This is a genomic window from Bradyrhizobium sp. S3.3.6, from assembly GCF_040546905.1.
Lineage (GTDB): Bacteria > Pseudomonadota > Alphaproteobacteria > Rhizobiales > Xanthobacteraceae > Bradyrhizobium > Bradyrhizobium cytisi.
This window is the reverse complement of the sequence record NZ_JBEPOT010000017.1, coordinates 91,193-105,685: the sequence shown is the minus strand read 5'-3', so window position 1 is coordinate 105,685 and position 14,493 is coordinate 91,193. Positions and strand designations below refer to the sequence as shown.

The 14,493-nt window shown below is 65.8% G+C and carries 11 protein-coding genes; 7 read left to right on the top strand and 4 right to left on the bottom strand.

The genetic code is table 11. From position 1 onward, the window contains the following. The first annotated feature begins 12 nt into the window (after positions 1 to 12). The 5 genes from ABID59_RS34295 to ABID59_RS34275 all read left to right on the top strand — a co-directional run bounded on the left by ABID59_RS34295 (position 13) and on the right by ABID59_RS34275 (position 5,900). Positions 13 to 1,161: an amidohydrolase gene (locus ABID59_RS34295; RefSeq protein WP_354086344.1), complete on the top strand. Its 1,149-nt coding sequence runs from the start codon at positions 13 to 15 to the stop codon at positions 1,159 to 1,161. A 69-nt stretch (positions 1,162 to 1,230) separates the two neighbouring features. Continuing rightward, on the top strand, positions 1,231 to 2,382 hold the full coding sequence (locus ABID59_RS34290) for a caspase family protein (protein ID WP_354086292.1): 1,152 nt from the start codon (positions 1,231 to 1,233) through the stop codon (positions 2,380 to 2,382). Between the two features lie 224 nt (positions 2,383 to 2,606). Further along, positions 2,607 to 4,037, top strand: a complete 1,431-nt coding sequence (locus ABID59_RS34285) for a sodium:solute symporter family protein (protein WP_354086291.1) — start codon at positions 2,607 to 2,609, stop codon at positions 4,035 to 4,037. Continuing rightward, a complete protein-coding gene (locus tag ABID59_RS34280; RefSeq protein ID WP_354086290.1) occupies positions 4,034 to 5,218 on the top strand; it encodes a sialidase family protein in 1,185 nt (394 codons plus the stop codon). The genes ABID59_RS34285 and ABID59_RS34280 overlap by 4 nt, the downstream gene beginning before the upstream one ends. Positions 5,219 to 5,222: 4 nt before the next feature. Beyond that, entirely contained in the window at positions 5,223 to 5,900 is a 678-nt protein-coding gene (locus ABID59_RS34275) for an SDR family NAD(P)-dependent oxidoreductase (protein WP_354086289.1), read from the top strand. Positions 5,901 to 5,916: 16 nt separating this feature from the next. Here the strand turns inward: ABID59_RS34275 and ABID59_RS34270 are convergent, their stop codons facing one another. Further along, positions 5,917 to 9,024, bottom strand: a complete 3,108-nt coding sequence (locus ABID59_RS34270) for a DEAD/DEAH box helicase (protein ID WP_354086288.1) — start codon at positions 9,022 to 9,024, stop codon at positions 5,917 to 5,919. Here ABID59_RS34270 and ABID59_RS34265 point away from each other — a divergent pair. Beyond that, positions 9,023 to 9,220, top strand: coding sequence for a hypothetical protein (locus ABID59_RS34265; protein WP_187434976.1), 198 nt, complete (start codon positions 9,023 to 9,025; stop codon positions 9,218 to 9,220). The two genes, ABID59_RS34270 and ABID59_RS34265, sit on opposite strands and share 2 nt — an antisense overlap. Before the next feature lie 321 nt (positions 9,221 to 9,541). Here the strand turns inward: ABID59_RS34265 and ABID59_RS34260 are convergent, their stop codons facing one another. Then, positions 9,542 to 10,729 (bottom strand): CaiB/BaiF CoA transferase family protein, encoded by a 1,188-nt coding sequence (locus tag ABID59_RS34260; protein WP_354086287.1) that lies wholly within the window; start codon positions 10,727 to 10,729, stop codon positions 9,542 to 9,544. Between the two features lie 187 nt (positions 10,730 to 10,916). On the opposite strand from ABID59_RS34260, the gene ABID59_RS34255 reads away from it, so the two are divergent. Continuing rightward, positions 10,917 to 11,804, top strand: a complete 888-nt coding sequence (locus ABID59_RS34255; RefSeq protein ID WP_354086286.1) for a VOC family protein — start codon at positions 10,917 to 10,919, stop codon at positions 11,802 to 11,804. A gap of 56 nt (positions 11,805 to 11,860) precedes the next feature. Here the strand turns inward: ABID59_RS34255 and ABID59_RS34250 are convergent, their stop codons facing one another. Beyond that, positions 11,861 to 12,922: an ABC transporter permease gene (locus tag ABID59_RS34250; protein ID WP_148752452.1), complete on the bottom strand. Its 1,062-nt coding sequence runs from the start codon at positions 12,920 to 12,922 to the stop codon at positions 11,861 to 11,863. After that, positions 12,919 to 14,445, bottom strand: coding sequence for a sugar ABC transporter ATP-binding protein (locus ABID59_RS34245; RefSeq protein ID WP_354035924.1), 1,527 nt, complete (start codon positions 14,443 to 14,445; stop codon positions 12,919 to 12,921). The genes ABID59_RS34250 and ABID59_RS34245 overlap by 4 nt, the downstream gene beginning before the upstream one ends. Positions 14,446 to 14,493 lie beyond the last annotated feature (48 nt).

Genomic DNA, 14,493 nt, shown 5'->3' with positions numbered 1-14,493 from the left:
GAGAGCCACGCCTTGACCCCCGAGCTGCACCAGAAACTGACCGCGTGGCGCCAGCATCTGCATGCCCACCCCGAGCTGTCCCTGCAGGAAAAGGCGACCGCGGCCTTCGTGCAAGAGAAACTCACCGAGCTCGGCATTGCCTTCGAGGCCGGCATCGGCGGTCACGGCGTGGTCGCGACGCTGACGCGCGGGTCGGCGCAAGGGCGCGTCGGCCTGCGCGCCGACATGGACGCGCTGCCGATCACCGAGGATACCGGGCTTGCCTACGCCTCGAAAACGCCCGGCGTGATGCATGCCTGCGGGCATGACGGACACACCGCCTCGCTGCTCGGTGCCGCTGCGCTGCTCGCCGCAGACACAAGCTGGAGCGGCACCGTCGACTTCATCTTTCAGCCGGCCGAGGAAGGTTTTGGCGGCTCGCGCGCGATGGTCGCGGCCGGGCTGTTCGAGCGATTCCCGATGGACCGCGTGTTCGGCTTCCACAACTGGCCGGGCCTAGAGGCCGGCACCATCGCGGTCCATGACGGCGTGGTCATGGCCTCCGGCGGACGCATCACCATCACCATCGAGGGCCATGCGGGACACGCCGGCATGCCGCATCTGACCCGCGATCCCGTGATGGCAGCCGGCCATCTGATCGTGGCGCTGCAATCGATCGTGTCGCGCAGCGTCGATCCGCTCGACACCGCCGTGCTCTCGCTGTGCACGATCGAGGGCGGCACCGCGCCCAATCAAATCGCGGGCAAGGTCGTGATCCGCGGCACGCTGCGGCATCACCGCAATGAGGTGAAGGACATCCTTCTCGCTCGCATCGCAGACATCTGCGCCGGCATCGCCACGAGCCTTGACGTCAAGGTCACGCCCGACATCGTCATGGGCGTCGGCGTGACGATCAACACGCCGGAAGAGGCCGGCTTCGCGCGCATGGCCGCGGACAAGGTGCAGGCGCCGATGCGGCGCGATCTTGCGCCCAGCATGGCCGGCGAGGATTTTGCCTTCTATCTCCAGCAGCGCCCCGGCGCTTTCGTCTGGATCGGCAACGGTCCCTTGCGCGACGGCGCCGAGCTGCACGGCCCGCGCTACGATTTCAACGACGCGATCCTCCCGGTGGCATCGACCTGGATGGCCGAAGTCGCCAGGACGGCGCTGTCGGCGAACTGAGGCGGGCCCCGTGGCTCCCCCGGATCGGTTGCGCTAGGATCAAAGCTCCTTCGAACCAGCGAGATCCGGATGAACCGGCGCGAATTCGTGTCAAGGTTGACGGCGGCAACCGCGTTTGCGGGCGTGGCGTCGCCGGCGGCAGCAGCGGAAGGCAGGCGGGTCGCGCTGGTCATCGGCAACGGTGCCTACAGCAACGTGCCCGCGCTGCTCAATCCGCCGAACGACGCGAGCGACATCGCCGCGGCGCTGAAGCGGCTTGGCTTCACCGTCTCCCTGGCGGCGAACGCCGGCTTCGACGAGATGCGCCGCGGCCTGATCGCATTAGGGCGTGACGCCGCCGGCGCCGACATGGCGGCTGTGTATTTCGCCGGCCATGGCATGGAGATCAATGGCGAGAACTGGCTGATCCCTGTTGACGCAGAACTGAAGCGCGACACCGACGCGGCGAATGAAGCCATCAACCTGCAAAGCGTGATGTTGCAGGTGTCGAACACCACGAGCCTTGGCCTCGTCATCCTCGACGCCTGCCGCAACAATCCGTTTGCCGCCAGGATGAATCGCTCGATTGCCACGCGGGCGGCCACCATGAGCGGGCTCGGCCGCATCGAGCCCGTCGGTAACGTTCTCGTCGCCTATGCCGCACGCGACGGCACCACGGCGCTTGATGGCGACGCGCGCAACAGCCCGTTTGCAACGGCGCTGCTGCGCAACATCGAGCTGCCCGGCGTCGAGGTGACGTTCATGTTCCGCAACGTCCGCGACGACGTGATGGAGGCGACCCGCAACGCGCAGCAGCCGTTCGTCTACGGTTCGCTGTCGCGCCAGGCGATCTACCTTGCCGGCCGGCCAACGGCCGGTGCCGATGGAGCGCCGACCCCGCTTCCGGCCGTCGCCTTGCCTGCTCCACAGCACACGCCGACCTCGCCAACGATCGATCCCGCGCTGGTCGGCACCTGGGAGATCATGGTGCCGAGCGGCCGCGGGCAGTCGCGCTGGATCTGGCAGATCATGGGCGACGGCACCTACAGATTCCACGCCGAGCCGCAGCGCTCGGCTCGTCCGCACGAAGGCACGATCACGGCCGCGAACGGCCACTGGACGCTGCACGCCCTCAGAGGCCTGTCGGGCTACAGCGACGGCGGCGCCTACGAGATCCGCAATGCGCTGGCTGTCATCACAGGCAAGCTGGGCACCGGCGCCTGGAAGCGCAGCGCCGAGTAGATGCTCCTGCGCGCGATGATGCGACCCGAAGGGCCGCGTCATGGCTGCCACCCTGCTCGCTGGAACCCGGATGTCCCCGGCGCCTTGACGCGTGCGCTTGACGCACCGCGCCCGGGCAGCTTTAATGGATTACAAGAACATTTGTTCGCATTCCGAACATTCTGCCGTCGGGCAAAAGCGGGCTCACAACACCGCGTCCGGCACCACCAGAGGAAACGTCACCGATGCAAGCCCTCCTCTCCGGCGAAAGCACGCTCGTCGTCACGATGATCGTCGCCTATATCGCCTTCACCTCCTGGCTCACGCTGAAGCTGCGCAGCCGGACCAGCGATCAGTTCATGACCGCGTCCCGCGCGATGCCGGCCGTCGTCGTCGGCGTGCTGATGATGTCCGAATTCGTTGGCGCCAAATCCACCGTCGGCACGGCGCAGGAAGCGTTCCAGTCCGGCATGGCGGCCGGGTGGGCCGTGCTCGGCGCCTCGCTCGGCTTCCTGCTGTTCGGCCTGTTGATGGTGAAGAAGCTGTACAATTCCGGCGAATACACCATCTCGGCCGCGATCGCGCAGAAATACGGCAAGTCGACCATGCTCACCGTCTCCGTGATCATGATCTACGCGCTGCTGCTGGTGAATGTCGGCAACTATGTCAGCGGCGCAGCCGCGATCGCCACCGCGCTGCATGTCAGCCTCCCCGTTGCGATGTGCATCATCGCTGCGGTTTCGACCTTCTACTATGTGTTCGGCGGGCTGAAAGGCGTCGCCTGGGTGACCATCCTGCACAGCGCCTTCAAGGTGGTCGGCATCATCATCATCGTCGCGGTCGCGATGTCGCTGACCGGCGGCATCGCGCCGATCAAGGCCAAGCTGCCGGCGTATTACTTCTCGTGGGACGGCAAGATCGGCTTCACGACGATCTTCGCCTGGACCTTCGGCACGGTCGGCGCGATCTTCTCGACGCAATTCATCGTCCAGGCGATCTCCTCGACGCCGAGCGCCGCCGAGGCCCGCAAGGCGACGTACTATGCCGCAGCGTTCTGCCTTCCGCTCGGCTTCCTGCTCGCGCTGATCGGGGTTGCCGCAAAATATCTCTACCCCGACATGAACAGCCTCTACGCGCTGCCGGTGTTCCTGGAGAAGATGCCGCCGCTGGCCTCCGCCTTCGTGACGACCTCGCTGGTCGCCTCGATCTTCGTCAGCGTCTGCACGGTGGCGCTCGCGATCGCCTCGCTCGTGGTGCGCGACTTCTACGTGCCTTACTGGAAGCCGACGCCGGAGCGCGAGCTGAAGATGACCCGCGTGTTCTCGATCGTGATCGCGATCGTGCCGCTCATCTTCGTGTTCTTCATTCCGGAGATCCTGAAGCTGTCGTTCTTCACGCGCGCGCTGCGCCTGTCGGTGACGATGGTGGCGATGATGGGCTTCTATCTGCCGCTGTTCGCCAGCAACCGCGGCGCCACCGCCGGCCTGATCGGCGCTGCCGTCGCGACCACGGTCTGGTACCTGCTCGGCAACCCCTTCGGCATCGACAACATGTACATCGCTGCCGCAACGCCGTTGGTCGTGATGGCGATCGAGCGCATGGTGATGGGCCAGGCGCCCGCCGCCGCGCCGCAGGCCGCGCAACCCAATGCTTTCGTTGAAAGGACTTCGACATGACGACCGAGATCGAGGTCACCGCCGAGGGCACAGTTCGGCCGGCGGCCGGCGATCCCGACCGGTTCGACGCCTTCATTCCTTCGCCTTGCGTGCAGAACCACGCCGCCAACCTGATGCCGCTCGCCAATGGCGATCTCGCCTGCGTCTGGTTCGGCGGCACGCAGGAGGGCATGTCGGATATCTCGGTGTATTTCTCGCGGCTTCCGCGCGGCGCGACGCAATGGTCGGCGGCCGAAAAGCTGTCCGACGATTCCGGCCGTTCCGAGCAGAACCCGGTGCTGTTCCCGGCCCCCGACGGCACGCTGTGGCTGATGTGGACGGCGCAGCTGGCGGGCAACCAGGACACCGCGCTGATCCGCCGCCGCCTCTCGCGCGACCATGGCAAGAGCTGGGCCCCGATCGAGACGCTGTTTCCGGAGCATCGCGGCCGCGGCACTTTCATCCGGCAGCCAATCGTCGTGCTCGACAATGGCGACTGGCTGTTGCCGGTGTTCTATTGCCACAGCACGCCGGGCAAGAAATGGAACGGCGACGAGGACACCAGCGCGGTGAAGATCTCGTCCGATGCTGGCGCAACCTGGCGCGACATCGACGTCCCCGGCAGCCGCGGCTGCGTGCATATGTGCATCGCGCGCCTCGACGACGGCTCGCTGATTGCGGTCTATCGCAGCCGCTGGGCCGACAACATCTATCAGAGCCGCTCGACCGATCACGGCCGCAGCTGGTCGGCGCCGGTTGCGACCGCGTTGCCCAACAACAACTCCTCGATCCAGCTCACGCGGCTCGGCAACGGTCATCTCGCGCTGGTCTTCAACGATTCCAGCGCGAGGGATGCGAGCGGGCGCCGCCTGTCGCTCTATGACGAGATCGAGGACGACCTTCCGCCCGTGCTCGCCGGCGATGGCGGCAAGTCGGACGGACGCACCGCATTCTGGGGCGCGCCGCGGGCGCCGATGACGCTGGCGATCTCGACCGACGGCGGACGCTCGTGGGCCAAGCGCAACGTCGAGACCGGCGACGGCTATTGCATGACCAACAATTCGCGCGACCAGACCAATCGCGAGCTGTCCTACCCCTCCGTCAAGCAGACCGCCGACGGCGCGATCCACACGGCCTTCACCTTCCATCGCCGCGCGATCAAGTATGTGCGCGTGACCGAGCCATGGGTGAAGCGGGGCTGAGAGGATGGACAAGAGGCACGCACTCGTCACGGGCGCCAGTTCAGGCATTGGCGCTGCGATCGTCGAGCGCCTGTTGCGCGACGGTTGGCGCGTCACCGGGATCAGCCGGCGCCCTGTAACGTTCGACCATCCGGCGTTCGATCATCTGTCGCTTGACCTGAACGACGTCGACAGCATTGCAGGCGCCGTCGCGGGCCTCACACCGACGGCGCTCGTTCATGCCGCGGGCATGCTGAAGGTCGGTCCGCTGGGATCGCTGAGCCATGGCGACGGTGCTGCGATGTGGCGGCTGCATGTCGATGTCGCCGCACGCCTCGCCGACGCGCTGGCGCCGCGCCTGCCGCAGGGCGGGCGCATCGTCTTCATCGGCAGCCGCACCGCATCGGGCGCGGCCGGCCGCGGCCAATATGCCGCGACGAAAGCCGCGCTGGTCGCGATGGCGCGGTCGTGGGCGAGCGAGCTCGCGCCGCGCGGCATCACGGTGAATGTCGTTGCGCCCGCCGCGACCGAGACGCCGATGCTCAACGACCCGACGCGTGCCACTGTCGCGCCAAAGCTGCCGCCGATCGGCCGCTTCATTAGACCTGACGAAGTCGCAGCCGCCGTGGCGTTCCTGCTCTCGCCCGACGCTGCCGCCATCACCGGACAGCAGCTCGTCATTTGCGGCGGCAGCTCGCTCTGAGGCGGCAGCTCTCCCGTCACGCCTCGTCGAGCAGCTCGAACAATTCCTCGACCATGTCGAACGGGGCATCGCGCGTCTGGCTGTGGTAGACGACGCGATCGCCGTCGCGTTGCAGCGATTTTCCTTTCGACTTCCGCAACCGTCCCGGCAGGAACGTCGCGGCCACCGCGCTTTGCCCGACGTCGAGGCGGACGATGCCTCTGCGCTTGCAGTCGAGCCTCAGCCGCGCGGCTGCAAAGACGTCGCGCGCAGCCGGCGGCAATGGCCCGAAGCGGCGCGAGGTTTCCTCCTCGAGATCGTCGAGGTCGTCCTCGCTGGCGCAGCGCGCGGCACGGGCGTAGAGCTCCAGCCGCACCGGCGCGGATTGCACATAGCTCTCGGGAAGCATGTCCGCGACCGGCAGGTTGAGGTCGGGCACCCACACCACGGACCTGCCGTCATCGACTTTCTCCGAGGCCATTTTCAGAAGATGGCTGTAGAGCACGGGGCCGAAGACCTGGACGTGGCCGGATTGCTGCTCCGAGAACAGATCGCCTGCGCCCCGGAGATCGAGGTCGCGCTCGCTGATGGCAAAACCTGCGCCCGGCCGGCTGAACTCCTCCAGCACGGCGAGCCGCTTCTCGGAGTGCCCCGAGGCCGACTCGGTCAGCAGAAATGCGAAGGCACGGATGCCGCCACGCCCGACGCGCCCGCGCAGCTGATGCAGCTGAGCGAGGCCGAATTTTTCGGGCCAGCACACCACGATGGTGTTGGCGCGCGGGATATCGAGGCCGCTCTCGACGATGTTGGTGGCGAGCAGGACGTCGGCGTTGCCTTCGACGAAGGTCATCATCCGGTCGTCGATCTCGTCGGCCGGCAATCTGCCGTGCAGGCAGACGATCTTGAGATCGGGCGCCACCGCCTGCACGCGCGCCAGCATGGGCTCGAGATCCTGGATGCGCGGGCAGATCAGGAAGCTTTGCCCGTGCCGCCGCTGCTCGCGCAGCAAGGCCGAGGCGATGGCGGCATCCGACAACGGCGCGATCTTGGTCGCGACCGGAAGCCGGTGCACCGGCGGCGAAGCGATGACACTCAGGTCCCTGAAGCCGGCAAGACCCGCGGCGAGCGTGCGCGGGATCGGCGTGGCGCTCATCCAGAGCGTATGCGCATTCCTGGCAAGCCCGGAAAGCTTTGCCTTCTCGGCGGCGCCAAAATGCTGCTCCTCGTCGATGATGACGAGACCGAGGTCATCGAATTTCACGTCCTTCGAGGTGAGCGCCTGCGTTCCGACCACGACCTTCACCCGGCCGCTGCGCAAGCCCTCCCTGGTCTCCCGCGTCTCGGCACCGGAGGTGGCGCGCGAGAGGTTGCCGACCTCGATGTCAAAAGGCGCAAACCGCTTGCGGAAGGTCGCAACGTGCTGCCGCGCCAGCACCGTCGTCGGCACCGCGATCGCCACCTGCTTTCCCGACAGCACCACGGCGGCCGCCGCCCGCAGCGCCACCTCGGTCTTGCCGAAGCCGACATCGCCGCAAATCACCCGGTCCATGGGATGCCCCGACGCGAGATCATCCAGCACGTCGTTGATCGCCTTGGCCTGATCGATCGTCGTGAAATACGGAAAGCGCGCGACGAATTTTTCGTAGGCCGATCCCGGCGGGACCAGCTTGGCCGCCTTCCGCCGCTTGCGCTGGCTGATGTGCTTGGCGAGGACCTTGCCGGCGAGCTGGATCTCCTGCTCGGCGGCGGTGCGGCGGGCCCACCATGTGCTGCCATCCGCCTTGTCGAGCGCGAGCTTGCCGCGCTCCGCTGAATAAGGCCACATCTGCGCCAGATCGGGCGGCGGCACCAGCACCGCGTTGTCGCCGGCGAAGGACAACCTGACCATCTCGCGCAAGGCGCCGCCGCCGGTGTTCACGGTCTGCAGGCCATCGAGCACGGCAAGGCCGCGCTGAAGATGCACGACCACCGTGCCCTGTTCCGGCACGTCGGCATGATCGAAGGCCGCAATCCAGCTTCGCGCCATCGGCTGCGGATGATGCGCACGGCTGCCGAGCACGTCACTCGCTGTCAGCACGACGGCAGCTTTCTTGCCTGGAATGACGAAGCCGGCGTCGAGATCTGCGATCAATGCCACGTCGCGATGGCGCGCACTCGCGGCCTCGTCCCAATCCGCGACGCGCTCCGCGCGCACGCCGCTCATCCGCTCCATCGCGCGCAGATCTTCCTCCTGCGCCGCGACGAGGATCAGGCGCGAACCGGCGCGCCTGGTGTCCTCGACGAAGGCGCGCAGAGCCTTTCTGGCTGACGTCAGCTTGGAAAATTCCGGCGTCGGCTGGAACGGAGCGCTGCGCGGCAGCACCTTCATGCCACGGGTTGCCTGCTTCCAGTCGGGGCGTCCCAGATATTCGCGCTCCCTGTCCGCGCGACCCGCGCCCTCCTCGATCGTGCTCAGCCAGGCATCGGCATGCACCGAAACGCCGGCATCCGCGATCCACCCGGCCTTGCCGCAATAGTCGAACAGCGCCGCGCGCTTGGCCCGAGCGCCAGCGATGGCGAGCCGCTCCGACATGGGATCGACGAGAAGCTCCCTGGTCTCGAAGATGATGTCATGCTCTTTCGGATCGAATGCCACGATGCGGCGGATGGCGCGCGCGGAATGCTCCACCCGGAACGGACCCAGCGCGCCTGCGGGAAATATCTCGAAGGTCTGGCCGTGAAACAGCACGCCGCCCGGATAATCCGGCTCGTCATCGAGGTCATAGCCCAGCTCTTCGAGACGGACGCGAAGCTCGCTCTCGGAGAAATGGCCGCCGACCTTCAAGCCCGTGTTCAAGCGCAACAGGCTCGCCGGCGTCGGCAGGCGCTCCATCACCGCTTCCGCCGTCGAGATGAGAAAGATCGGCTGCTTGGATTTTGCGAGGCGCCGCAGCACCGAGGCGCGACGGCCGGCGATCTCGCGCGATGGCTCCAGTTGATCGAACGGCAGGGTGTTCAGCCGCGGAAACACCAGCACTTCGCAGGACGGATCGAGTGCATGAATGACGCTGCCGAGCCGTTCTGCCCTGTTCTCGCTCTCGGCGAGGAACACGAGACCGCTGCGCCCGGATTCCTTCCACTGCGCCAGCAGATGCAGCGCCATCATGCCGAGCGGCGACGACGACGAGATCGTGGCGCGCTGCGAGCCCTTGCTCGTCGTCGGAGAACTTTTGCTTAGCGGGCGCCTGCTTGTCGAACTTTTGGCGGGCGAACGCTTTTTGGGCGAGCTTTTGACTTGCGAGCCCTTCTTTAGAGAACTCTTGTTTAGAGAACCCTTGGCTGGCCGCAGTTTCTTGGAATGACGCACGTTAATCCGTTTCTCGTCGTAGGCAGTCGTCAATGGCACGCGCAGCCGAGTTCGTCCCGATTCGGTCGCGGATGGTCATGCATATATGGGACAGGGCGCGCGAACGCGCGCCTCCCAAAACATCTCGCGCGACATAGAAGTCGCCGGCACACGCAAAAGCGCCAAGCCCAAAGCGCGATGTATCACCGCGCTTCAGTTTGTTGTTTGAGTATGATCTTTTTCGGAAAATCGATACGCGCTTTTCCGGATCATGCTCGTGCCGCCAGTCGTCTAGCAGACACGCCGGCCCATTTCCACTCTTGTGATCACGTCGCGGCTAAATGATGCCGCCCTGCCGAAGCGCTGCAATCGCGGCCGTGTCGTAGCCGAGTTCCGCCAGCACGGCATCGGTATGCTCGCCGAGCGTCGGCGGGCGCGTCGCGATTTCGCCCGGCGTTTCCGAGAGTCGAATCGCGGCGCGGGCAACCGGGGCCTGCTTCGGCAAGCCGGGATAGTCGACGTCTTGCAAGAAGCCGGCGGCGCGGATGTGGGGATGGTCCAGCGCCTGCTGCGGGCTCAAAACCGGCCCGGTCGGAATCATCGCCTTGCCGAGGGTGTCGACGGCCTCCTGGGTGGTTCGCTCGGCGCACCAGTGCGCCATCCGCTCGCTGATGACGGGTCCGTTGTTGCCGCGGCTGATGTCGTCGGCAAAGCGCGGATCGTTCAGCCACTGCTCCTCCTCGCCCATCAGCCTGGCCCAGCGCTTGAACAGCGGATGACCGGTGACCTGGCACAGCACCCAGCCGTCCCGGGTGCGGTAAATGTCGGCGGGCGCGGCAGTCTGGCCGAGATTGCCTGATGGGACGCGATTGACGTTGATGACGGCCTGCTCGATCAGCGTCGCATTGGTGAACGACAACGCTGTCGCCAGCAGCGCGCCCTCGACGATCTGCCCGCGCCCGGATTTGCCGCGCTCGATCAGTGCGGCGAGCGTCCCGAAGGCGCAATGCAGCGCGGTGCCGAAATCGACCCAATTCACCGCCGCGCGGTAAGGCGGATTGCCCGCGCCGGTCATGTAGACCGAGCCCGACATGACCTGGCCTACGCCATCGAAACCGACGCGGTCGGACCACGGCCCCGGCCCCCCGAACGCAGTGGCCGTGGTGAGGATGATGTCCGATTTGATCGCCTTCAACGAATCGTAATCGAGCTTCATGGCGCCCAAGGTCTGCGGCGGCAGATTGGCGACGACGACATCAGCGGTCTTGACCAGCCGGCGCATCACCTCCTGGCCTTCAGGCGTCATCGGATCGAGCGTGATGCACTTCTTGTTGCGGTTGACCTGGAGGAACAGCGCGCCCTCGCCGCCTTCGCCGACCGGCGCCACGAAGCGATCCTCGCTGCCGTCACGCTTCTCGACGCGAATGACCTCGGCGCCGAACTCGGCCAGCAATGTCGCGCAATACGGCCCCGCGATGTAGCGCCCGAAATCGAGGACGCGCACGCCTTCCAGAACTCCCCCCATCGACCTCTTCTTTCCCTCACTACTTCCGGTCAGATTACAGGGAATGGGTGCCACGGCAAGGTGCAGCGCACACCATGCCCTGTCCTCAAGATGCTGCCTTCAAGATGTCATCATCCAGCCGTTTCGGCCGGCGGAAATTCTGCTCTAGTATAGGCCTGTCGGTCCCTCCAGCCAGAAGCGCACATCCATGCCGCAACAATTCGATCGATCCGCAGAAGATCTCGGCAACGCCATTCATTTCGAGCACGTCAACATCCAGGTTCCGGACCAGCGCCTCGCCACCCTGTTCTACGTCACCGGGCTTGGACTGACCCGCGATCCCTATCTGATGGTGTCCGACACCAACATGTGGATCAATGCCGGAAGGAGCCAGTTTCATCTGCCGAGCGGCAAGGCGCAGGTGCTGCGCGGCCATACCGGGCTCGTCATCGAGGGCCGCGAGGCGCTGCTGGCGCGATTGGCCTCGGTCGCCGGGAAGCTCGAAGGCACCGCCTTCGCATACGCCGAGCACAACGATTATGTCGAAGCGACCTGCCCCTGGGGCAACCGCCTGCGCATCCACGAGCCGGACGCGGCACGCTTCGGGCGCATCACGCTCGGCATCCCCTATGTCGAGTTCGAGGTGCCGGCCGGATCGGCACAGGCAATCTGCGCCTTCTATCCCGAGATCATGGGCATGCCGGCGAGCTTGCGCAACCGCGGCGGCAAGGTTGCCGCGGTGAAGACCGGCCGCGACCAGCATCTGCTGTTCCGGGAGACCGATCGGCCGCAGCCCGCCTATGACGGCCACCATGTGCAGATGTACATCACCGATTTCTCCGGCCCTTATCGCAAGCTGCTGGCGCGCGACCTGATCTCCCGCGAGGACAACCAGTATCAGTACCGGTTCTGCGACATCGTCGATCTCGACAGCGGCAAGCATCTGTTCACGGTCGAGCACGAGGTACGCAGCGCGACGCATCCGATGTGCATGCGGCCGATGGTCAATCGCAATCCTGTCGTCAACAACCGCAACTACGCCTACGGCCACGATCAGGCATCCTGGGCGATGGGGCCGGATCAATATGAGGGATAGGGCTCCCGCGACAAGGCCGCCGACGAAGCGGCTTTGTCAGCTCGAGCCTGGATCCGTCACACCTGGTCGCCCGTCCTCGCCGGCAGCGCGTCCACGCCGCGCGGCGGTGCGCCCGGCTGTCCTTGCACAGGTGTCGATCTCGGCGCCGTGCGGGCGATGCCGGCCAGCGCCTGCTTGCGCCGGCGTCGTTCCTGCAATTGCTGGTCTGCCAACACGCCGATCAGAATCACCGTCCCCATCACCGCGAAGTTCAGCGAATTGGGGATGCCGAGGATATTCACGAGGTTCTGGAGCACCTGCAGCAGCGCGGTCCCCAGCACGATACCGAGAATTGAGCCCTCGCCGCCGCGCAGGCTGCACCCGCCCAGCACGGCAGCCGCGATCGCATAGAGCTCATAGAAATTGCCGAAAGAGCTCGGAGACACCGAGTTCGTGTAGAACACGAACAGGACCGTCGCAACTCCGGCGAGCCCACCGCTGATGATATAGGCGGTTGCGATCACCATGTTGGTGTTGATGCCGGAGAAGCGCGCCGCCTCCTCGTTCTTGCCGACGGCATAAAGCCAGCGTCCGTAGACCGAGCGGTGCAGCACCACGCTGAGGACGAACGCAAGGACGATCAGGAGGATGAAGGTGTTCGGGATGCCCGCCACATGGCCGGAGGCAATGTTGCTCAGTGTCGCTGCCTCGTCGCCGTAGCCGAAGCCGCGCGTCGAGTCGGTCGTGTAGTAGCGGGCGGCGCCGCGATAGATCAGCAACCCGCACAGCGTCACGATGAAGGGCTGCATCTTCAGCCGGGTGATCAGGACGCCCTGAATCGCCCCCAGCACCAGTCCACCCAGCAACACGGCCAGCAGCGCCAAGGGCCAGGGAACCTGGTACGTCGTCAGAAGGTCGACGAAGACGACACCAAGCAGCGCGAACATCGAGCCGAGCGAAAGGTCGATGCCGCCGGTGATGATCACGAGCCCTTCGCCAAGCGCAAACACGCCGAACAGGCCGATCAGATTGGCCATGTTCAGCAGGTTCACCACCGACAGGAAGGCCGGATTGATCATGCCCGTGATGACGGAAATCACCACGAGCAGCAGACCGAGACCGAGTTCTTTCTTGTTCATGGGGCAGCGGCTTCCACGGTTTCCAGCGCCTGGCCCATCGCAAGCCGCAGCACGTTGTATTCACTGAATTGCGGTCGCTCCAGCACACCGCTGACGCTGCCTTCATGCATCACCGCGACCCGGTCTGAGACACCGATGACCTCCTCCATGTCCGAGGAGATCATCACGATCGCGACGCCCTGGTCGGCGAGCTCGCGCATCAGCGCGTAAATCTCGCTCTTGGCACCGACATCGATGCCGCGGGTGGGCTCGTCGAAGAACATCACGCGCGGCTGCATGGAGAGCCACTTGCCCAGCACGACTTTCTGCTGGTTACCGCCGGAGAGGGTCACGGCCTCCATATCGACGCTCGGCACCTTGATGGAGAGCCGCCTGACCTGCTCCTTCGCGACATTGTGCTCGGCCGCGCCGTTGACCAGCCACATCCGCGCGTAATTGCGCAGGCTCGCCAGCGTCACATTCTCGCGGATCGGCAGCTCCAGCACCAGCCCGGTTTTCTTGCGGTCCTCCGGCACCAGATAGATGCCTTGCCTGATCGCATCCCGGGGCGATGCGACATCGACCGGCGCGTTGTCGATCCTGATCTCGCCACCCAGCACCGGATCGATGCCGAAGGCCGCGCGGGCCAGCGAGGTACGACCAGCGCCCACCAGTCCTGCCAGTCCGAGGATCTCGCCATGCCGCACGGAAAGATCGATCTGCCGGTCGGGGAAGGCTGACGTCACGAGGCCGACGATGTCGCAGCCGCCCGGCTGCGGCGGCCGTTTCGGCGGCGTATGCAGCGCTTTGAGGTCGCGGCCGATCATCAGCCGGATCATTGTGGCATGGCTGAGCTGGTCCCGCGCCAGCTCTCCCACCGTGCGCCCGTCGCGCAGCACCACGACGCGGTCGGCGCAGGTCATGATCTCGCCGAGCCGGTGGGAGATGTAGATCACTGCGATGCCGTGCGCCTTCAGATCGGCAATCACCGCCAGCAGCCGCTCGGTCTCCGAAATCGTCAGGCTCGAGGTCGGCTCGTCCATGATGATCACGCGGGCGTCGATCGAGAGCGCCTTGGCGATCTCCACCATCTGACGTTCCGCGATCGAGAGATTTTCGACCAGCGTGTCAGGGCCGAAATCGGCGCCCAGCCGCTGCAGCAGCGGCGTCACGCGGGCGCGCATCTGCGCGCTGTCCACCAGCTTCAGCGGGCCGCCGACGAGCTTCTCGCGTCCGATGAAGACGTTCGCGGCGACGTCGAGATTCTCGAACAGGTTCAGCTCCTGATGCACGAAGGCGATGCCGGTCTGCGTCGCCTCGTTCACCGTCATTTGGGCATGGTCAGTGCCGCCGATGCGGATCACGCCCGCGCTCGGCTCAATCACGCCGCCGAGCACGCGCATCAATGTCGACTTGCCGGCGCCGTTCTCGCCGATCAGGCCCAACACCTCGCCGTGGTGCACGCGCAGGCTGACATCGTTGAGGGCCATGACCCCGGGATAGGACTTGCTGATCCCGACAAGTTCGAACAGGATTTCCGCCATTCACTTCCTCCTGCTCGACGCCCGACGGCTATGGCCGCCGGGCGTCGA